This is a genomic window from Sporolactobacillus sp. BBK16-2 (genome assembly GCF_059878335.1).
Map to the genome: position 1 here is coordinate 3271595 of NZ_CM187611.1, position 20257 is coordinate 3291851.

At 45.1% G+C, this 20257-nt stretch carries 18 protein-coding genes and 1 riboswitch; of the genes, 7 read left to right on the top strand and 11 right to left on the bottom strand.

The features are described 5' to 3' along the window. Positions 1-8: 8 nt before the first annotated feature. Positions 9-1268, bottom strand: a complete 1260-nt coding sequence (locus AC6F33_RS16270; protein ID WP_500777443.1) for a glycosyl hydrolase family 18 protein — start codon at positions 1266-1268, stop codon at positions 9-11. Between the two features lie 254 nt (positions 1269-1522). Between AC6F33_RS16270 and AC6F33_RS16275 the strand changes: the two genes are divergently transcribed. Then, the gene (locus AC6F33_RS16275; RefSeq protein ID WP_500777444.1) at positions 1523-2716 is read left to right on the top strand and encodes an aminotransferase class I/II-fold pyridoxal phosphate-dependent enzyme; all 1194 of its coding nucleotides are present in this window, start codon (positions 1523-1525) and stop codon (positions 2714-2716) included. Between the two features lie 51 nt (positions 2717-2767). Here the strand turns inward: AC6F33_RS16275 and AC6F33_RS16280 are convergent, their stop codons facing one another. From AC6F33_RS16280 to AC6F33_RS16295, 4 genes are all read right to left on the bottom strand, one after another. Further along, positions 2768-3094, bottom strand: a complete 327-nt coding sequence (locus tag AC6F33_RS16280; protein ID WP_255747736.1) for a DUF1516 family protein — start codon at positions 3092-3094, stop codon at positions 2768-2770. A gap of 100 nt (positions 3095-3194) precedes the next feature. Next, the gene (locus AC6F33_RS16285) at positions 3195-4607 is read right to left on the bottom strand and encodes an amino acid permease (RefSeq protein ID WP_500778175.1); all 1413 of its coding nucleotides are present in this window, start codon (positions 4605-4607) and stop codon (positions 3195-3197) included. A gap of 234 nt (positions 4608-4841) precedes the next feature. After that, a riboswitch (Lysine riboswitch) is annotated at positions 4842-5022 on the bottom strand. 87 nt (positions 5023-5109) lie between these two features. Continuing rightward, positions 5110-6903, bottom strand: coding sequence for a DNA helicase RecQ (recQ, locus tag AC6F33_RS16290; protein ID WP_500777445.1), 1794 nt, complete (start codon positions 6901-6903; stop codon positions 5110-5112). A gap of 78 nt (positions 6904-6981) precedes the next feature. Beyond that, complete coding sequence (locus tag AC6F33_RS16295; RefSeq protein ID WP_500777446.1) at positions 6982-7524, bottom strand: cysteine hydrolase family protein; 543 nt, start codon at positions 7522-7524, stop codon at positions 6982-6984. A 138-nt stretch (positions 7525-7662) separates the two neighbouring features. Here AC6F33_RS16295 and AC6F33_RS16300 point away from each other — a divergent pair, with 138 nt between their 5' ends. After that, entirely contained in the window at positions 7663-8124 is a 462-nt protein-coding gene (locus AC6F33_RS16300; RefSeq protein ID WP_500777447.1) for an Hsp20/alpha crystallin family protein, read from the top strand. A gap of 49 nt (positions 8125-8173) precedes the next feature. Here the strand turns inward: AC6F33_RS16300 and AC6F33_RS16305 are convergent, their stop codons facing one another. Both AC6F33_RS16305 and AC6F33_RS16310 read right to left on the bottom strand, forming a co-directional pair. Beyond that, positions 8174-9328 carry an aminotransferase A gene (locus AC6F33_RS16305; RefSeq protein ID WP_255747931.1) on the bottom strand — a complete coding sequence of 385 codons (1155 nt, stop codon included), beginning with the start codon at positions 9326-9328 and terminating at the stop codon, positions 8174-8176. A gap of 84 nt (positions 9329-9412) precedes the next feature. Then, positions 9413-10618: a branched-chain amino acid aminotransferase gene (locus tag AC6F33_RS16310; protein ID WP_255747741.1), complete on the bottom strand. Its 1206-nt coding sequence runs from the start codon at positions 10616-10618 to the stop codon at positions 9413-9415. A gap of 346 nt (positions 10619-10964) precedes the next feature. Between AC6F33_RS16310 and AC6F33_RS16315 the strand changes: the two genes are divergently transcribed. Continuing rightward, entirely contained in the window at positions 10965-12212 is a 1248-nt protein-coding gene (locus tag AC6F33_RS16315) for an MFS transporter (RefSeq protein WP_500777448.1), read from the top strand. 892 nt (positions 12213-13104) lie between these two features. Here the strand turns inward: AC6F33_RS16315 and AC6F33_RS16320 are convergent. After that, on the bottom strand, positions 13105-13353 hold the full coding sequence (locus tag AC6F33_RS16320) for a hypothetical protein (RefSeq protein ID WP_255747743.1): 249 nt from the start codon (positions 13351-13353) through the stop codon (positions 13105-13107). A 416-nt stretch (positions 13354-13769) separates the two neighbouring features. Here AC6F33_RS16320 and AC6F33_RS16325 point away from each other — a divergent pair, with 416 nt between their 5' ends. Beyond that, the gene (locus tag AC6F33_RS16325) at positions 13770-14018 is read left to right on the top strand and encodes a hypothetical protein (RefSeq protein WP_255747745.1); all 249 of its coding nucleotides are present in this window, start codon (positions 13770-13772) and stop codon (positions 14016-14018) included. A gap of 70 nt (positions 14019-14088) precedes the next feature. Continuing rightward, a complete protein-coding gene (locus AC6F33_RS16330) occupies positions 14089-14649 on the top strand; it encodes a DUF6944 family repetitive protein (protein WP_500777449.1) in 561 nt (186 codons plus the stop codon). A 26-nt stretch (positions 14650-14675) separates the two neighbouring features. Here AC6F33_RS16330 and AC6F33_RS16335 read toward each other — a convergent pair whose 3' ends face one another. Together AC6F33_RS16335 and AC6F33_RS16340 are read right to left on the bottom strand one after the other, a co-directional pair. Then, a complete protein-coding gene (locus tag AC6F33_RS16335) occupies positions 14676-15008 on the bottom strand; it encodes a hypothetical protein (RefSeq protein WP_500777450.1) in 333 nt (110 codons plus the stop codon). Between the two features lie 35 nt (positions 15009-15043). Continuing rightward, on the bottom strand, positions 15044-15592 hold the full coding sequence (locus tag AC6F33_RS16340; RefSeq protein ID WP_255747749.1) for a hypothetical protein: 549 nt from the start codon (positions 15590-15592) through the stop codon (positions 15044-15046). A gap of 231 nt (positions 15593-15823) precedes the next feature. Between AC6F33_RS16340 and AC6F33_RS16345 the strand changes: the two genes are divergently transcribed. Further along, the gene (locus AC6F33_RS16345) at positions 15824-16342 is read left to right on the top strand and encodes a GNAT family N-acetyltransferase (protein WP_500777451.1); all 519 of its coding nucleotides are present in this window, start codon (positions 15824-15826) and stop codon (positions 16340-16342) included. A gap of 872 nt (positions 16343-17214) precedes the next feature. Continuing rightward, entirely contained in the window at positions 17215-18909 is a 1695-nt protein-coding gene (locus AC6F33_RS16350; RefSeq protein ID WP_480948215.1) for an adenine deaminase C-terminal domain-containing protein, read from the top strand. Between the two features lie 424 nt (positions 18910-19333). Here AC6F33_RS16350 and truA read toward each other — a convergent pair whose 3' ends face one another. After that, the gene (truA, locus tag AC6F33_RS16355) at positions 19334-20071 is read right to left on the bottom strand and encodes a tRNA pseudouridine(38-40) synthase TruA (RefSeq protein WP_500777452.1); all 738 of its coding nucleotides are present in this window, start codon (positions 20069-20071) and stop codon (positions 19334-19336) included. Between the last annotated feature and the right edge of the window lie 186 nt (positions 20072-20257).

A 20257-nucleotide genomic window follows, 5' to 3' on the forward strand; every position in this document is an offset into this window, starting at 1 on the left:
CAAGCCAATTAAACCTTGCGAATCTGGAAAAAGTGGGTGAATACCCATGGATACTGCGGCATCGCAAAATTGAGCTGCCAGGTGCCAATACCGCCGATTCGAGAATTATAAACAATCTGCGCTTTTTCAAATAAGCTGCGTACATCTTCAAACCAGACAACGCGATTTTGACCGCTGTCATCTGTATAGTAGAAGTATGCTGCCTGATCTGCTGTCGAATAGTTGATCGGCACTTGCTCACTCATGGCAAGATTCACCGCTGCTTGATACGTAATGGCTCTGCCCGGATTTTGGCTGGAAAAAGGAATCGGCCAGTCATAGCCATAAAACGGCGTACCCATGATGATCTTATTGCGATCCATCACACTGGCCGCATAATTGACCGTAGCGATGACATCTTGAATCGGTGCGGTCGGTCCCGGCTCGCTGCCTGCATAATGCCAGTCATAAGCCATGATGAAAAATTGATCGACAATGGCTCCGATTGCCGCATAGTCATAGCCGCGCACCCACGGCACCGTATCATCAGTTTTGGCCGGAACCGCAATACTGAGATTCAGCCCGGCCGCCTGCGTACGCTGCTGCAGCGCTTGGAGAAACATAACAAAAGCGTTCCGGTCAGCCGGAAGAACACCTTCAAAATCCACATTGATGCCGCCGTACCCATCAGACGTGGCATAATTAATCATGTTGTCAATCAAGCGCTGCTGAACATCCGGTGTGTTCAGAACGCGTTGAACAAGAGCTGAATTAAATCCTGTCTCGGTCAAATTGGTAACGGTAATGACCGGTGTCACCCGTCCGCGCCAAGACGCAAGTACGGCTGCATTGTCATTGAGCGGACTCAAATCGCTGTTCCAATTAAAATGGGTTTCGAACAAACCAATATAGGTTAGATATGGTGCATTATCCGCAATTACCGCTTGATCAATTGCCGGTGTCCGAAGCTGCGTGTAGCTGAAATGGGTCGCCACACGGCGTTCAATCGCCGGAAGATTAATTTTCTGACCGGGGCTTAAGCGATCAGGATTAATTCCTGGATTCGCTTGACGCACCGCGCTTAACGGAACATACGCCATGCGTGAAATCGTCCAAAGACTGTCGCCCGGCTGTACTGTATAAACATCACTTGTCACGAGCAGCGACTGACCGGTGACGATATTCGTCGCCGTCAGTCCGTTTACTGCTCTTAATGTATTCACAGGAATATCAAATTTTTGGCTGATTCCAAATAATGAGTCACCAGCTCTCACTGTATAGACAAACATAGTTCCACCCTTCCCGCTCCCGTCATTTGCAGGCCTATTCATTCTGCAGATGCATAGGCATTTCACACTAGTTTATTCAGCATGTTCGGAACGGTTCCGGCAGGTAGATAAGAAGAGAAAAAAAGGTTATGATAGGATACGTTGCGTGCCTGAAAGATTGATAGACCGCATCATGGTTTGCTCAATTCGCAGCGAACGATTTTACTTAATAGGTCATAGTGTATAGAAAGAATGTAAGGAAAAGAGGGTTATTTATGGCTGAATTCATCCCATCCCGGCAGGTTCAAGCACTTCCCGCCAATTACTTTACAAGCATTGATCATCGGATCAATTCGGTGGTCAAGCAAGGCATTGATGTCATTCATCTTCATACCGGAAGTCCTGATCAACCGACCCCCAAACCAATTATTCAGGCAATGAATAAAGCTGCTCAGCTTCATGAAAATCAAGGATATCCTCCTGCGGGCGGTACAGCAACACTCAAAGAGGCCATCAGTGAATTTTATATGCGTGAATACGGTGTTTCCGTTGATCCGGAGACGGAAGTAACCGTGTTTGACGGCGCAACCGTCGCTATTTCGGCACTTCCGCAAGCGATGCTGAATCCGGGCGACGTCATGTTGACAACCGATCCCGGCTATCCGCTCTATTTTGTTTGCCCACACTTGGCCGGCGCTGAAACCTATGGCATACCGGTTCATGCTGAAGACGGATTTTTACCAAACTACCAAACGATTCCTGAAAGCATTCTGCAAAAGTCAAGGCTTCTGATGCTGAACTATCCGAACAATCCTACCGGAGCAATGGCTACAAAAGAATTTTTTGCGGATACCGTTGCTTTTTCACAAGCGCATCATATTCCGGTTGTTCATGATTTCGCGTATGCAGCATTCGGCTTTGACGGTAAGCGCCCGCTCAGCTTTCTGCAAACTCCTGGTGCAAAGGAACAAGGCATTGAAGTGTACACGTTGTCGAAAACCTATAATATGGCCGGATTCCGCATCGGGTTCGCGGTCGGCAATGCCTCAATTATTCGAGCTCTCAGTCAGTTCCATGACATTGATCATTCGGACGTGCCGAGCGCCATTCAAGATGCAGCCGCAGCTGCTCTGCTCGGGCCGCAGCAATCCGTTCAAGAATTATGCGCGCTGTACGAGCATCGTCGCAACGTACTCGTCTCCGGCATACGCGCGATCGGCTGGGATGTTATCGCACCGCAAGGCTCGTTCTTCTGCTGGTTCAAGGTTCCAAGCGGTTATACCTCCGAAACCTTTGCCGACGCTCTGCTTGAACGTGCTCATGTTGCGGTGGCACCGGGTGCCGGATTTGGTACCCATGGCGATCAATTCGTCCGAGCCGGACTGCTCGAATCCGAGGAGCGCCTGAAGGAAGCCGTCATACGGATCAAAGCTTCCGGAATTCTCAATGAAACCCCTGTGCAAAATTAACCAATAAATGAAAAGAACTTTTCCCAGCATTCATCGGGAAAAGTTCTTTTTTCAAATCACATGATAACCCATCAGCAAAATCAGGATCAGAAGCACGGCAATCAAAACAAGAAAGATCCAGGATGATTCTTTTTTCTTACGTTTACCCATCGCCACTTCCATGAGTCCGATTAAGGCGAAGGAAAGCACGCCTTTAATCGTCGGCACCAGTGGGAAATGGATTAAGAAGAGCATGACTACCCCGGTTATAATCATAACCAGGTAAGCCGTCCTCAGGATCATACTCCACACTTTTTGCTCCGTGAGAAGATAGCTTAGGATAAAAAGAATCACGACAAGCCCCCAAACGAGGCCATGTATTTGCAGTAGTACATGCATGTTTTTTCCTCTTCTCTGAATCATTTGCTAGACTTGTCTCTATTTTAACACGAACAAATGCTTTTCCCAGTATTTGCATGATGGCCGATCACTTTAAATATCACTTTTCATAAATTTCATCGGTATCATCCGAATGACGCGACAGATCGCATTGATCAAGCGGAATCAATTTTGACTTCATCCTCCATTTGGCAATCAGCCAAACAGCAAGAAAAATCGGAATACCGATGTAGGCGGCAACAATTCCGCCCCAATCAATCCGTCCGCCGGAAAATGCGCCGATGCTTTGTCCGATCACGACCACCATGCATACCGCAAAAGCGAACAACGGACCAAACGGGAACCACTTTGCCCGATAAGGAAGGTCACTCACTTTTCCTCCTTGTGCAACATAAGCACGACGGAAACGATAGTGACTGATCGCAATGCCGAGCCATGCAATAAAACCACACATGCCCGATGCGCTAAGTAGCCAGTTATAAACAATACCGTCACCGAATCCGGAGGCAAAGAAAGCAAGCAGACCGAACGCGGCTGTAACGACAAGCGACCAGATGGGAATACCGTGCGTTGTCACATAGCCAAGGAATTTCGGTGCTTTTCCTTTTCGAGCGAGTGCATAGAGCATACGCGTCGATGCATACAGTCCGGAATTTCCTGCCGACAGCACCGCCGTTAAAATAACGGCATTCATCACCGACGCGGCAATCGCAAGCCCCGCTCTCTGAAACACAAGCGTGAAGGGACTGACCATAACCTGATCAGTCGCAGACAAATTATGACTCGTATAAGGAATGATCATGGCAATAACGAAGATTGCTAGAATATAAAATAGGAGTATCCGCCAGAAAATCGTGTTCATTGCTTTCGGAACACTTTTTTCCGGATGCTCGCTTTCACCGGCACTCACACCAAGCAGCTCCGTTCCTTGAAAAGAGTATCCGGCTGCGAGGAATACACCGAATGTCGCCAGAAATCCACCATGAAACGGCGCGTCACCAACGGCAAAGTTATGAAATCCGGGCACACCGCCGCCAAGAACACGGAAAATCATCAGCAACCCGACAACAATAAAAAGGATGACTGTTGCGACTTTAATAAATGCAAACCAATATTCCGACTCACCGTAGCCCTTAACCGTTAAAGCATTAAGTAAGAAGATAACAAGCAGAAATAGACCGCTCCAAAGCATCGACGAACTGTTGGGAAACCAGAATTTCATGATCAGTGTTGCGGCGGACAATTCGCTCGCAATGGTAATCGCCCAATTGTACCAATAATTCCAGCCAAGTGCGAAACCGAACGACGGATCGACAAAGCGCGTCGCGTAGGTGCTGAACGATCCGCTTGTCGGCATATAGGTCGCCAGTTCACCAAGACTGGTCATCAGGAAATAAACCATGATGCCTGTTAATCCATACGCGAGCAGCGCACCGCCCGGACCGGCCGTATAGATTGCGTTTCCACTGGCGAGGAAAAGCCCTGTTCCGATTGCTCCCCCAAGCGCGATCATCGTCAAATGACGTGATTTTAACCCGCGCCTTAATTGATTATTTCTCTTCTGCTGCACTTTTTCTCTCTCCCTCTCTGTATTTCGGGGAGATATGTGAAGAATATAATTCATGGTTACTAAAAACGCCCGCCAAGGCAAGATCATGCCTTCGGCGGACGGGAAACTTTTATAGTAAAAAAGAATAAGATCTGTTTAAAATACAGGCTTATTGATCCATTTACTCCTCGCACATCTTCCACCGATAGCACACCACATGCCTAAAAAACATGTGACAGTCCCGCCCCTTTCGAAAACGGACCCAGCACACTCGGCAAGAGAAACCGAATGTACTTCGGCAACAGTTCCTTACGCGCACCGTCCGGCTTCTCTTCGCCTCAGATGCGCTTATCTTAACTGCCGCGCCTCTACCCCCTCGTGATCTTGTGAGGAGATTTGTTAACAACAGGACTCATTGTACCTGTATCCGATACTATTTTCAACCTAGGAAGCGCATTGCATTTTCTCATACCGGGTCCTTCTCCTCAGAATGTTCGGTCTGATACTCGGCAATTGCTTCCATGAAGGCTTGTCCGTATTTTTCTAATTTTTGCTGACCGACCCCCTTGATCATCAGGAAGTCATGGTCAGTCGCCGGCAGTCGCGCACTCATCTCACGCAGGGACTGATCTGAAAAAATGATGTATGGAGGAACAAACTCTTTCTGAGCAAGCGTTTTACGGACCTGCTTCAACGATTCGAAGAGTGCATCGTCTACAGCCAATCGTTCTGCGCGAACACGTCCTTTTTTGAGGACCTTTTCCTCTCCCTTGAGCACCGGCAGCGACCGCTCACTTAAAGCGAGAACGGGAAAAGCGCCGCCCTGCTGCACAAGGTATTGCTCGGCTGTCAGGAAGTCGATAAATTCACTGATCTGCTTTTGCGTTCGGTCCTTCATAATGCCGTATGTGGGCAACCGGTCAAGCCGAAAAGAGAGCAGTTTTTGATCTGATGCGCCGGCAAGCACCTTGGCAACCATCATTTTCCCATAGCGTTCACGCAGACGCTTGACACACGAGAGTACCTTCTGTGCATCAACCGTTACATCTGATTTTTCACGTGTATCGAGACAGTTGCCGCAATGGGCGCACGGCTCAGGATTCTGCTCGCCGAAATAGCGCAAAATATAGCCCTGCAGACAGGTCTCGGTATGACAATAGCCAATCATCTGATCTAGTTTGTGGTACTCTGCTTGCTTCAGCGTATCGTCCATCTCAGATTGATCGATAAAAAACTTCTGCAACCGGATATCTTGCGGCGCAAACAAAAGAATGCAGTCACTTTTTTCTCCATCGCGCCCCGCACGCCCGGCTTCCTGATAATAGGCTTCAATGTTTCGCGGCATATTGTAGTGAATGACAAACCGTACATTTGATTTATTAATACCCATTCCAAACGCATTGGTTGCGACAAGCACCGTCAAGTCATCATAAAGGAACCGCTCCTGACTTGAAGCACGCTCCTGTTCGGAAAGACCGGCATGATAGCGTCCGACAGCAAGCCCCTTCTGCTCGAGTCGCGCATAAAGCCGATCCACTTCCTTGCGCGTCGCCGCATAAACAATTCCCGGCTGATCTTGATTCTTCTTCAAATAGTCAAGCAAAAAGGTATCCGCATTCTGACCGCGGATCACCTGAAAATTCAAATTATCACGAGCAAAGCCGGTCGCAATGACCCCGTTCGGCTCAATACCGAGCAACTGACAAATATCCGATGTGACGTTCGGTGTTGCCGTCGCTGTAAGGGCGACAACCGTAGGTCTTTGCTCAAATCGAGTAATCATTACGGGTATAGACCGATAACTGGGACGAAAATCATGACCCCACTGTGAAATGCAATGCGCTTCATCAATGGCCACGAGCGAAACATGCATACGTTCCAGAGCACGGACAAAATCCGGAACCTCTAAGCGCTCCGGTGCAATGTAAACTAATTTATAGTCTCCGTTCGCTGCAGCTGCAAGCCTCGACTTTCCTTCTGCAAAGCTTAGCGAACTATTTATGTAGGTTGCGTGAATCCCGGCGTTGCCAAGCGCGTCAACTTGGTCTTTCATCAAGGAAATCAGCGGCGAGATCACCAGTGTCACTCCAGAGAAAAGCAGTGCGGGGATTTGGTAGCAAAGCGATTTTCCGCCGCCCGTCGGCATAATGCCGACCGTATCCCGACCATCCATTAACCGAGAAATGATTTGATCTTGGCCCTTCCGAAATTGGTCGTAGCCAAAATATTTTTTCAGCGCTTGATGAGCCGCGTCGATCATCGATGAAACCACCTTTTCGTCCTTAATAAACTAGTTTTATCTTATCACAAAATTAAAGGAGAAATAGGAATCGGATCATCACAGCTCAATATCCGTTTGTGCGCGTGTATCCGCGCCAAGCACCTGATTCATCATGCGCAGCGCATACTCATTGTCCTCTTGAACATTCGATGCGCAGCAATCCTGTGGAACGATCAGCTTATAATCACGCATGTATGCATCGTTCGCCGTAAAAAGCACACAGATATTGCCTGCCACACCGGTAAGGATCAGCGTCTCCGCACCCAGATCATGCAGCAGTGCATGGAGTGGTGTAGCAAAAAATCCGGAATGCTTGGGTTTAATAATGAAATAGTCGGAAGGATCAGGAAGGATGCGTCGAACAACTGACGCTCCCGTTCCCTTTAATGCCTCACGAATCAGATAATCACGATCAGATTCCCATCTGCCCGAATTATCATTGACGTAAATGATCGGGATGCCTTCATGGCGTGCCCGCGTGATCAGTTCCACCAGAGGGTCAATCATATGCTTCATACCGTTTAGCAGCAATCCTGCCTTGCTGAATTGAAGCGGATTAATCATATCAATGACCAGCAAAACCTTATCTTTTTTTGCCATCGTTTTCTCCCCCTCTGCTCACCCATTATTTCCAAATCGCACGCTGAGCATTCGATCTGGTGCCTTTAAAACCATGAAACAAAAAGCATCCTAATTCATATGCTGATGTTAGATAAGCATTCAGGAGGAGGGATCATAGTGGATAACAAAGACCCTAGAGAACCGCAGCAGCCAAAAAGAAGAAATCTGATGAATGATCTCGATGCGTTTTTTCAAAGTAATCCGTTCGGCGATGTGTTGAAATCAATCGACGATTTTTTCAGCAATCATTCATTTACCGGGTTTCCGGTCAGGCTCTATGATACAAAAGATGAATGGATCGTTGAAGCTGAACTGCCCGGTGCAGATCGTGACAACATTCATATCGAGCTGCTTGGCGATAAGGTGAAAATTGCTGTGGAAAATGATGTGGAAATGGAATCGCAGCATCAGGAAACCGGCGCGTACAGTCATGAGCGCCGCTTCGATCATGCTGAACGCGTGGTGACTTTGCCGTATGCCATCAACCGAGCACAAACACAGGCTTCCTACACCAACGGCATTCTCAAAATTCACGGACCGAAGTCACCAAAAACCGGACATAATCTTTCCATTGATTAAAAAAGAGAATCGGAGCAAGCTCCGATTCTCTTTTTTGGTGTCCTTTTATTTAAAACCGCGCAACAAAACGTTCCAAGCGATCCAAGCCATCCTTCAAAACGTCCATTGAATAGGCGTAAGAGAGTCGCAGGTAGCCCTCACCATATGAAGAAAATGCGCTGCCGGGAACAGCTGCCAGCCGTTCTTTATCAAGCAGCTGCAGGGCAAAGTCCTCTGAGGACAAGCCGAACTTTTTAATTGAAGGAAATACGTAAAAAGCACCTGCGGGACGCACAACGTCAAATCCCATAGCCTCAAGTCGGCCAATCACATAGTCCAGCCGTTCCTTATACGCTTGCCGCATCGGCTCGGCGTCATCCTTGCCGACCGTCAACGCCTCAATCGCCGCATACTGAGTAATGCTTGTAATGCAGGAAATGCCGTATTGATGGACTTTGATCAGTTCATTGGCAATCGGATTATCAGCCAAAATATAGCCCATACGCCACCCCGTCATTGCATGTGATTTTGACAGACCGTTAATCACCAATGTCTTTTCTTTCATGCCTGGGAACGTTGCAATTGAAGTATGCCTTTGTCCATAGGTCAGTTCACTATAAATCTCATCCGACACGACAAAAACGGATTTATCTTTTAACACCTCGGCGATAGCCGCGACCTCCGCCTCGCTGAGCACACATCCGGTCGGATTAGACGGATATGGAAGAATAACTGCCTTCGTTCGCTCAGTCAGATGTTCGGCAATTTGTTGCGCAGTCATTTTAAAATCCGTCTCTCGCGTGTCAATGTAAACTGGAATGCCGCCGGCAAGTGTGATCGGTGCTGCATAGCCCGGATATGCCGGTCCCGGAAGAATGACCTCGTCACCTGGTTCCAATAAAGTGCGAAACGCAAGGTCAATGGCCTCGCTCGCGCCAACCGTTGTGATGATCTCAGAAGCAGGGTCATAATGCAGATCATATTTTTCCGCAACATACCCGGAAATAGCTTGTCTTAGCTCAAACAGACCCGCATTCGCCGTATACGTTGTCTTGTTCTGATCAATTGCAGTCTTTCCTGCTTCCTTCACATGTTCCGGTGTGGCAAAATCCGGCTGACCAATTGTCAGTGATACCGCTCCGGGGTAGTCCTTCACTTTATTAAAAAATTGTCGGATACCACTGATCTGAATAGCACGAACCCGTCTGTTAATCAAGTTTTCCATTGATGCCAAATCTCTCACACTCCCGTTAATAGAGAAAAAGCCCGCGCGTTTGCATGCACGCGAAGGCTTGGGTTCCCATGACCGTTAATCAGTAACCACTGCTTTTTTTTCCTTTGGTTTTTCTTCTGCTTTTGCTTCTTTTGGCTTATCTTCCGTTTTTACGGCTTCTGGTGCTTCTTCCGCTTTCGGTTGGACTTTTTCAGTTGCTTCTTCATGATCAACCTTAACTTCTTGAGTCCAACCCAGCTTGTCTTCGATCTTACCGGTCTGGATGCCTGTGAGTGTGTCGTACAATTTCTGAGACAGCTTGCCTGTTTTCCCGTTGGCAACCTTAATCACATGGTCTTCCCATTTCAGAAATCCGACTGGAGAAATAACAGCTGCCGTTCCCGTGCCGAATACTTCTTTAAGCTTCTGTTTTTCCGCTTTCTTGAACAGCTTATTTACAGAAATTTTCTTTTCTTTGACGGTTACGCCCCAATGCTGGAGCATTTCGATCACCGAAGCACGCGTAACGCCGGGGAGAATACTGCCGTTCAGTGCCGGGGTCCATACTTCGTCGTCAAATTTGAAGAAGATATTCATGCTGCCGACTTCTTCGATGTATTTGTGCTCCACACCATCGAGCCACAGCACTTGATCAAAGCCCATTTCTTCCGACTTAGTCTGAGCCTTGAGGCTGGCAGCATAGTTGCCCGCAGTTTTCGCATAGCCGACACCGCCCTTAACAGCGCGGACATATTCGTCTTCAACATAGATTTTCACAGGACTCATTGAATTGCCGAAATAGGAGCCGACAGGGGACAGAATGATCAGCAGCTTGTAGGTCGCTGAAGGATGCACACCAAGTGCTGAATCCGTACCAATAATGAACGGACGAATGTACAGCGATTGTCCCGGCTGAGATGGAATCCATGCCTCTTCAATGGCAACCAGTTTCTTAATTGCTTTAATCACAAATTCCTCATCAATTTCCGGAATGTTCAGCCGTGCACAGGACTGATTCATTCGTTCCATGTTCTTGTCCGGACGGAACAGCAGGATACGCTTGTCTTCAGTTCGGTAAGCTTTTAAGCCTTCAAAGACTTCCTGTCCATAATGAAAAATCGTTGCTGCCGGATCAAGAGTAATCGGTCCGTAGGGAACAATCCTCGGATCATGCCAGCCTTCATCCAAAGAATAGTCCATTTCAAACATGTAATCAGTAAAATGCTTGCCAAAACCTAACCCGCTGGCATCAGGCTTCGCTTTTAGTTGATCAGCTTTATGGAACGCGATCGTCTGCCCCATGATTCGAATCCTCCTAAAATTTGTTTTCCTTCTTTGATTATATCAATCCGTTATCAAGTGCGCCACTTCACGTATAAAATCGTTAAGGAGAATCAGACACACCGAATCTGATCCATTTCATACATTATTATTCATGTTTCGCTGCATTAATATTCCATACGTTTATAGAGAAACTTCTTGCCCAGCTTTACATAAAAAAAGCTTTGAAAACAAAGTGTAAAAAAAGCAAAAAAAATGAGTTAAAAAGCTTCTCTTACCGAATTGTTCCTGCTACAATGTTCTGGTTGACTTAAGAAGACTGTGACATTTCTATTTATTAATCTTTATTTTGAAAGGAGCGCTTGCTATGCGCCAATTTACCTTTGCCTCCTGTGCCCTGTATTTTCTTACCGGATTGACTGCTATTTCAATCGGATCCGTGATGCCTGAACTCTTAAGTTATTACCATGTATCATACACAATTGGCGGAAGGCTGATTTTTGTTGGCGCAATGGGATTTCTTGCAGGCGTTCTGCTTACTTCATATCTGAATCGCCGTTTTCACCCGAAACCGATCTTGACCATTTCTGCCCTGATTATTGCCTTAGCGCAATTCAGTATTTTACTGCTTCCGCCGTTCCCACTGTTCATGGCTCTTTATTTTTTGAATAGTGTCGGCTCGGCTGCGATCGGTATTGTAGTCGCAACGATGTTCATCGAAGTGTTCATTGGCCGGCAGGCAGTTGCGATGAGCTATTTGGAGGTTTCTTTCGGGCTAGGCGCATTCACGATGCCGCTGCTTGCCAGCTTCTTCATTGCACATGGCATCTGGCGTTACCTGTTTGTGGTTACCGCTGTGCTCGCCGTTGTACTTGCCATTGTCTGGACGCGAATTTCCTACTCCAAACAAATGGTGGATAATAGCGAGCCCTTGGACGCTTCCGGATCAAGTGACATGCAGCGGCCGCTGAGCGCGCGCTTAAAATGGATCGTGCTCGGACTGTTCGGTTTCATCGTATTCCTGTACGGTGGATTTGAAGGCAGCTTAAACAACTTCATGTCATCGATTTTTATGCAGTATCTGAACCAAGCTGCGTATTACGCCTCGATCAGTGTCGGCATCTTCTGGGGTGCGATGGTTATTGGGCGCGCGGCAACCGCACTCATTATACGCAAGCTTACTTACAGCACATACTTGCTGATGAGTATTTGCGGCTCGATTGTTTCTCTGCTTTTATTTATTTTTTTTAAAAATGCATTAATGGGTTATGTCTTTGTCGGCACGCTGGGACTCATGATGTCCGGCATCTATTCCATCACGCTTGTCTATGCGAACTATTCCATTCCGAATAGCGCGCAGCTGGTCACGCCAATCATATCAGGATTGTCTGGCCTCGGTTCGGCCATTTTCCCGGCTGTCACCGGAGTAGCTATCGACCGCGCAGGCATGTCTGTGACTTTGTGGTATATCGTCGGCATAGCGACCGCTTATTTAGTCTTCCTGCTCGTAATCAATCGACTGCGCAGCGGACGTCCTACCCGCCTTATTTTACGATTCAGTCATCATCGCCGGATGCAGCCAGCCTTTGCGATGCGGCGTTCACGTTATAAATAATTGAAAAGATACGAGACTCGCACGGATTGATCCGTGCGAGTCTTTTTTACAAGGAAAGAAAGTATATGATTTTCGCCAAAGCCAAAGGTTGTGAGCCAAACGCGCAGATGCGAGACTCCTGCGGAGCGGCTCTGTTGATCGCAGGCCAGGGGAGACCCCGCAGGTATTAGTTTGCTTGAGGAGGCTCCCGGACTGCCCGCGGTCGCGCTCAGTTGATGCGAGCAACCGGAGCGTAATCAAAATCCGGCATGATTTAAGGACCGGGCGCTTTTTGCCCGGTTTTTCTTATATTGTGACCCTTCCGTTAACTGCGAGCATCTCCTTTGAAACCAGTCTAAACGAACACTATGATGAACTTGAATCAAGAAATTCACCAAAGTGCATTTCCTGATAAATATACCTAGGAGGAATAGGAATGGCTGAAAAACCCGCTAAAGAAGTATTAAATCAATATGTGCGTCGGTATCTTGCTTGATCAGCTACAACGAGTGGACAAGCTGATAAATCGGATTGTCGATACGATAACCTGAAAAAAATATATATAGATGTAATAAAAAGTGGCCATGAATCCAAAAGGAATTACAGCCACTTTATTAAATTACTATGAGATTTTATCTATCTCTTCATATTTCTCTTCAACAAAGTAACTTTTAAATTTCAAATTTATCCCCCTTATGTTTTTTAACTCTATTCAGTTATAAACATAATAAACGCTATGAAGTCACCATCTTTATGAAAATTCATGTAAGAAATTCTCTGAGATGCAGTTAAAATGGGGCAATTGACGTTTTAATTGAGGGTTTTCTGAAGTAGCGTAAATACAAAGGAGATAAATTCTAGATTACTCAAAAAAACATCACGATTATGTGAAACTATGGACGTAAATATTGTTTTAAGGATTAATATGGTGAACTTCTGCTGTCACTCCACTTTCTTTTGCTTTTTTTGATAATCGTATCAGATACCCATCCTTATTATATTTTTCCACCTCTTCCGGACTTAAATTGAATTTTTTCCCTTCTTCTTGAGTCATCATATGGGCCTTTGAAGTACTATTGTTTTCTGCACCCACAACATGAACTGATATTGTAGAAATTAAAGCTATTAAAAGAATTGTAACTATAGGTTTCTTGAGTTTCAATGCCAACACTCCTCATTTTTTCTTATTATATGTATGAGATATTTTTTCTAATTAAATATTGAAATAATTCACATAAGATAAACAATACGGTCGGTCAAAGAGTAATAATGGCAATGTCCGCCTTGCCTGCATCGAATTTTTGTATTGCCTCTATATAGTGATCTTAATGTGTCGATCGTTCATCCTAGTGACAACAATCACTTGAAGCCCATCATCTTAGCACAAGCACTTTGCACGTTTAATGCATCCATCCTTTGCAAGTCCATGCAGCGTCTTGTAAACTTCAGAACGCGCGAGATAGTGATCTTCGTCTTTATCAAAGGCTTGCAAGGGCAAATGTTCTCATAATATGAGAAACAGTTTTCTCTAAAAATGATAAACTTAAACTAATTCAAAATAACGTCTGAGGTGATGACATGTATTGGAAATTGAGAATCCCGCTTTTCTTACTTACAATCGGTGTAATCTCAGGGCTTTATCAAAAATTCCCTTGGTTATTTCTTGTCGATACAAACTACTTCATACGCAGCGCTTTATTCATCGGAACAGTCGGACTCCTTTACATTCTTCTGGAGAAAAACAAAATAAATGATAAAAAAGTTCATTTTACGATTGGATTACTTTTCATCTGTATCGGTTTTGCCTTTGATCATTTCATGGTCTGATGCCCCGCAACCATTTTAGTGGATTGAATAAACTAGGCATATAGAAGTGATTGGCTTGAGGGAGCGTTCGATGAACGAGCAGATGCAGGAGGCAGAATATGCGCTGATCAACGCGCTCGGCACCATTGTCGCTGCAATTGGAGCAACACCCGATTTAACAATTCCCGACAATCTAAAAGATGGCCTGGGCATTACCGGCAATGCGCTTCAGGCCGCCGGAAGTGCACTGGACGCGAATATAAGCGACGGACTGGACGCGATCGGCGGAGGAACCCAGGCATTCGGCAACTCACTGGTTATCTATGGTTCAATCGCCCAATGTTCCGATGAGGAAAACCTTCGCACAATCATCATCGGTAACTCGCTTCAAGCACTCGGCGGCTCACTGTCACTCCATTCGGGTCTCATTTCGGCAGAGCGGAACCGAGCAGTCGCTCTATCGGTTATCGGCAATCTCCTTCAGATCGCCGGCAACTCGCTTCAAGCCGTCTCCACCATTTTTCAATTGAACCAAACCGTTGATGATAAAAAAACAGACCAGATTAATGCGACCGGAAGCTGGGTGCAAGCCGTTGGCGCATCACTGTCGTTCTTAGCTGCGCTTGATCAAGTGGATAGTGGTGAAGGATGAGGCATTTGGTAACAGAAGTTTGCTGATCAGCTTTCGCTATTTTTTGTCAGCAGCTTGCTGAACAATTTTTCAAACAAATACGGAACAGCATAAAACAGAATGACTGTAATAAATCGAATATCTACGTTACCGATTATAAAGAGCGCATACAACGATATATTTATAAGCACTTGCATGGTTGCATAGGCTTTAACCATTGATAAACGTGACGGTTCAACTTTAGCTAACGCAACATGAGTGATGACTAAAGTCAGATGTGATTTAAACTGTCCAAGATATATGTATATCAGCCCTAACATTTGAACAATAGTCAAAGTAGTGAATACTAAAATTAAAAAATAGTTCAGTACATCATGCATGGATATCCCCTTCTCGTTTCATCACATAAAATGAACTACTTCCCCCATTTTTCATTAGCCGTTTGCATTTGCGGATACAGCGTTTTTTCCAACAAACCGTCATCATCGATTACATTTATTGCGACGACCTTGCCATCGTCAGTGGTATTTATATCTCCCATGATAGTGGCAGTGTTTGTTTTGCCATTTTTAATGTAGTCCACATCAATTTTGAACGTGTACCCTCCGGACTTAGCTTTTTTTACTTCGATTGGTGTTGTCGCTTTCAATTGATAATCAGCCATAAATGCCGTTTGCAGAAAAATGGTTCCTTGATTAGAATTTATGAACTCTTGAAGGTACTGTTTTGCGATGACAGACTTATATTTTTCTTCTAAATAGGGGGTCAATGCTTGCGGATCTTCTGTAGCCTGTATCTTAAACAATTTCTTTTGTTCTGCATCCGGACCTGTGACTATACTTTTCAAAACCGTTCGGATTGTTTTCTCACTTTTATTATGCAGACTTGTGTCCTCACTTGAACAACCCGCAACAAAAATAAAAACAGATATAAGAATTGCCCATTTAGGTAAAACGCTTTTCATAGATTAGGTCCTCCTTGCTTTAGAAAAAGGTTAAATATGAAGAAAATCGGTGTATGTGGTGATGATTTAGAAGCTTCATGTCGAATCGTAGATGCGGGCAATAACAAATAATTTTGCGGAAATATTCAAGCTGGGGCTCAGTTTAATCATTGTGACTGGTCTTACAGACTTTTTTTCTAAATAATAACATTATAGGTAATAGTGAGTAAACAAAAAATGTAAGGTGATTCAATGAGTGAGCGATTATATTTACACATTCCTCTATTCAATGAACTCAATTATCGGCAAAAAATACTTGCGCAGCCTGACACGATGTCCTACAACAAAGGCTACGACCTGCAGCTTGACAATTATGATCAGAAAACCGGATGTATTGATTTTAGCAAAGACTATTGGACAGACTGGTATTCACGATGGGGCAGCCAAGCATCGAAGCGTTATTACGCGTATATCATTCAAAAAAATGAGCAACTGTCTATCGGTGATGCCGCACTGCGCTACGATGAAGAACAACGGGCCTACTGTGTCAGCTTAGTTATCGAGGCCAAATATAGGGGTTATGGATACAGTGAAGAAGCCTTGCGCTTACTTCTTGATGTAGCATTCAATCAGTTAGATGCAGAAAAGGTATACGATGATTTTCCTAAAACAAGAATATCGGCAGAGAAAGCGTTTCAAAAGGTGGGGTTCAAAAGAATTTCTGATGAAATTGTCGAGCTGACCAAAGATGATTATTTTAGTAAACTTTAACTCAATCGGTACATGAAAAATACAACTAGTTTTTTACCCAAGCAGATATTCCGTAATTCACCTACATACTTCATGATAAAGTAGTTTTTTCTGCTCTATAATTGAGGAAAATGACTACTGCGTGGTTGACGGAAGATGTGCAGCAAGGGCTGATTTAAATCAGCTAAAGTTCAACCTAACGAACGAAAAGATGAACCGAATTTCTGGAAATTTCAACCGAAGAGAAGGAGTTAGACCGAACGCCCAAAAAGTTAGGCCGAATCCGATAAAAATTAGACCAAACCCGTGAAAGGTTAGTCCGAACCCGATAAAAGTTAGACCGAACCTGGTGAAAGTTAGACCGAATGAAGCAGAGTAACGCGATTGTCCATACATTTTGTGAATTTCATAATTTCGCTTTAACTTTTGGAGGATTGGCTTTAAGTTTTCCATTGTTGGCTTTCACTTTTCTCAAATTAGCTTTAACTTTTGAGGTTAGCTTTCACTTTCGGTAGGTTGGCTTTAAGTTTTGCATCATTAGCTTTCACTTTTCACGGATTAGCTTTCACTTTTGTATTTCACCACTTTTCTCATTAACTTCACTGCATACTGCGCAGTGCGTAATTACTGCGCACTATCAAAAATGAAATGACCTCATTTGTAATGAACTATCTTCATGATCATTCAACACTCTCTTCAGCCCTTATAACAACAATCGTTGTCTATTGAGAGTAAACGTTAAATATCGTAGTCGTCAATGAGCGGACAACCCACAACACTGCCTTATGCCCTCGGAAAAATATTTTTCTACGCTCTCAAAGTAGTCCCGTCCATGAAAAGTCTTGTCCATCTCTGTATAATAGAGACAACTTGTCAGAATGAGATGTGAGCGTATGAAACCATTAACCGAAGAGGCGCACCGTCGTCTGATTGAAACTGCGCGTAAAAAAGAACCGGCATCCGTATATTTTCCAGATGCTTCTGTGCTTCATGTCTATTCAGGAATCGTTCAAAAAGAAAATGTATGGATCAGTGGCGATCGGATTGCCTATGTCGGTCCGGATGAACCGCTGATCTCAGATAAAACGGATATTTTCCATTTAAAAGAGAACCAGATAATAGTACCCGCTTATATCGAGCCTCATGCTCACCCGTTCCTTCTCTATAATCCGCTCACTTTAGGCACTTATTTAACGGAAAAAGGAACAATGATTTCGGTCAACGACAATAGCTTCGCATCTGCGCATTTAAATGAAGAGCAAATGCGTGCTTTTGTTAATGAACTGGATCAAACCGGGCACCACACATGGCTTTGGTGGGCGTATTTCGAAGAACATCTCCCCTCTACGGCTACACTGGAAAAGTGGCTGGATCAGCCATATGTGATGCAGGGTGGAGAACTCAGCCACTGGCTGCCGTTCAAATTAGGTTCACCTGATTTATATGAGAAGCTTTTCGCAGTCAGGCATTCTGGAAAACGGATGGAAAGCCACCTGCCCGGCTCGTCGGTCAATACATTAAACCTGTTCGCGTCCGCCGGCATTTCGGCTGACCACGAATCCATGACTGCGCGTGATGTCATCAATCGACTGAATCTCGGCTACTACACGGCGATTCGTTATTCTTCCATTCGTCCGGATCTTCCGGAGATCATGAGTGGATTAGCGGAACATCCGGGACTTGATTTGTCCAAATTAATGTTAACCAATGACGGTGCCTCACTCCCTTTCTTGAAGCAGGCAACACACGCCTCGATGATCAAGCTTGCAATGAAAAGTGGAATTTCAATGCCGGACGCGTACCGCATGGCGACTTTGAATCCAGCCGTGTACTACCGCATGGATGACACCATCGGAAGCATCTCTCCGGGAAGAATTGCGGACATCAATATCATCGAACGATTGGATGATCCGGAACCGACAAGCGTTCTTTTCGAAGGAAAATGGCTTGTGCGTGATGGGGAAAAAGTGGCGAACCCAGCAAGCTTTGCATGCGAACATTACTTTAATCAAGCGAATCTCGCGCACCTGCCAAACCATTGTCCGGAGCAAGAAACGACAACCATTGGTCTTGAACTCCAGAACAGCGTCATTACCCGCCCGTACACCTTTGATCCGAAGAGTACATTAGCGGAAAACGAGTGTTATTTAACGTATGTTTGCCGTACAAACGGTGCACATCTGAGCACGCGAATCAAGAACTTTTCGCATTCTCTCCGTGCTCTTGCAAGCACCTATTGTGCCTCCGGGGATATTTTGATTATTGGACGAGACAGAAAGGCAATGGCGCATGCTTATCAAACGATTCGTGATGGATTCCAGGGCATTACCGCGCAATTTGATGAGAGCGGCGCATTCTCAATTAATCTCGATCTACTTGGTGTCATGAGTAAAAAGTCGATGAACGCACTGAGTTCCGAGGCCGAGCAATTCATCGAACACATGAAAAAGAACGGATTCGCCTTTGACGATCCGTTCTTCTGCCTGTTTTTCCTGACCGAACTGCATCTTCCTTTTATTCGTCTTACGTCAAAAGGAATCATCGAGATCAAATCAAACGAAATTATTGCCCCAAACATTAATAAGTGATCTTCTCCAAGTACAGTGGTTTTGTTGTCATATAATCACCTTAACTATATAATGAATGTATAAAGAACATGCAGTGATGAATAATAAAACCATACGGATCTATTCATCCGTATGGTTAACAAGGAATCAAGCAATATCCGCGTTGAGCGGATGCAGCGCAAAATCAAAGCAGCACTACAGTGAATGATTCACTTCAATTATTGCCACTGCGAATGGCATATGAAGCGGATCATTTCTTTTTGTTAGACAGCATGAGCACCAGAACACCGAAAGAAATCATCAGAGTCAAGGATTGAAACACTGTCATGGCGCCACCCCCTTTCACAAGGGTGCTACCGTATCCGCTCATATGCACAGCTATTACTTGATCCTGTCATTATAACATCTAAAGAGCCTAAACCTGCTATTTACGGGGTGCGTTTATTTAATAAGTAATCTTCTCCAAATACAGTCCGCAGGCTTCGGCCATGCGGCCTGTTTGTATGCGTTCATTTGACGCCAGAATTTGCGGGATCGCAGCTGCATCAATCGCACCGAGTCCGACCTCGATTAATGTGCCGACCATTTTCCGAGCCATGTTGTAGAGAAATCCGTCGCCTGTTAATCGAATGTCGAAGAATCCGTCATACGCATCGATCGTAATCGCTGAGATTGTCCTCGCCATCGACTTTTTCTTTGATTTTGCATTTGCGTAAGCAGTAAAATCATGCGTGCCAATGAAGTCCTGGCCTGCCTGCTTCATCAACGCGACATCTAAGTTTTCAGCCACATGCATGCTGTATTTTCTCATAAAGGGATTGCTGATCGGTCCGTTCCAAATTTTATATAAATAGGTCTTTTCCTTGGCATTATAACGGGCGTGAAAACGTTCGGGCATAATTGCCACATCAATCACGCTGATGTCCTGAGGCAGCTGATGATTCAAATGCGTATAAATATCTTCCTCAGTCAACAATTTCTTCGTTTTAAAATTAGCAATCTGGCCAAGCGCGTGAACGCCGGCATCCGTTCTGCTGCAACCGACGATCTCAACGGGTTCACCGATGAGCACCGTAAGTGACTGTTCGATTTTTCCTTGAATTGTATTCTTGTCATCGCCCAGCCGCTGCCATCCTTTATAGCGGCCGCCGTCGTACTGAATCGTTAATTTGTAATTGTTCATTTTTTGCTCCCTCTGCGATTTCAATGGTGACCGGCTCTCCATGCTCGGTCTTCCGCATTGTCCCCCAATATCAACCTCCTGTCAATTTTCCCTCATAAGAATCCATTTCTAAGTAAACGCCATAATCGGAAAAGCTCTATGAGTTGTGCTACAATATGGATGTTACTTTTGACAAAACGGTGACAA

What these genes read in the sequence shown, in the direction of transcription:
- AC6F33_RS16270 (WP_500777443.1), bottom strand. Translation starts at nt 1,268, where the DNA reads ATGTTTGTCTATACAGTGAGAGCTGGTGACTCATTATTTGGAATCAGC.
- AC6F33_RS16275 (WP_500777444.1), top strand. Translation starts at nt 1,523, where the DNA reads ATGGCTGAATTCATCCCATCCCGGCAGGTTCAAGCACTTCCCGCCAAT.
- AC6F33_RS16280 (WP_255747736.1), bottom strand. Translation starts at nt 3,094, where the DNA reads ATGCATGTACTACTGCAAATACATGGCCTCGTTTGGGGGCTTGTCGTG.
- AC6F33_RS16285 (WP_500778175.1), bottom strand. Translation starts at nt 4,607, where the DNA reads ATGATCGCGCTTGGGGGAGCAATCGGAACAGGGCTTTTCCTCGCCAGT.
- recQ (WP_500777445.1), bottom strand. Translation starts at nt 6,903, where the DNA reads ATGATCGACGCGGCTCATCAAGCGCTGAAAAAATATTTTGGCTACGAC.
- AC6F33_RS16295 (WP_500777446.1), bottom strand. Translation starts at nt 7,524, where the DNA reads ATGGCAAAAAAAGATAAGGTTTTGCTGGTCATTGATATGATTAATCCG.
- AC6F33_RS16305 (WP_255747931.1), bottom strand. Translation starts at nt 9,328, where the DNA reads ATGGAAAACTTGATTAACAGACGGGTTCGTGCTATTCAGATCAGTGGT.
- AC6F33_RS16310 (WP_255747741.1), bottom strand. Translation starts at nt 10,618, where the DNA reads ATGGGGCAGACGATCGCGTTCCATAAAGCTGATCAACTAAAAGCGAAG.
- AC6F33_RS16315 (WP_500777448.1), top strand. Translation starts at nt 10,965, where the DNA reads ATGCGCCAATTTACCTTTGCCTCCTGTGCCCTGTATTTTCTTACCGGA.
- AC6F33_RS16325 (WP_255747745.1), top strand. Translation starts at nt 13,770, where the DNA reads ATGTATTGGAAATTGAGAATCCCGCTTTTCTTACTTACAATCGGTGTA.
- AC6F33_RS16330 (WP_500777449.1), top strand. Translation starts at nt 14,089, where the DNA reads ATGAACGAGCAGATGCAGGAGGCAGAATATGCGCTGATCAACGCGCTC.
- AC6F33_RS16335 (WP_500777450.1), bottom strand. Translation starts at nt 15,008, where the DNA reads ATGCATGATGTACTGAACTATTTTTTAATTTTAGTATTCACTACTTTG.
- AC6F33_RS16340 (WP_255747749.1), bottom strand. Translation starts at nt 15,592, where the DNA reads ATGAAAAGCGTTTTACCTAAATGGGCAATTCTTATATCTGTTTTTATT.
- AC6F33_RS16345 (WP_500777451.1), top strand. Translation starts at nt 15,824, where the DNA reads ATGAGTGAGCGATTATATTTACACATTCCTCTATTCAATGAACTCAAT.
- AC6F33_RS16350 (WP_480948215.1), top strand. Translation starts at nt 17,215, where the DNA reads ATGAAACCATTAACCGAAGAGGCGCACCGTCGTCTGATTGAAACTGCG.
- truA (WP_500777452.1), bottom strand. Translation starts at nt 20,071, where the DNA reads ATGAACAATTACAAATTAACGATTCAGTACGACGGCGGCCGCTATAAA.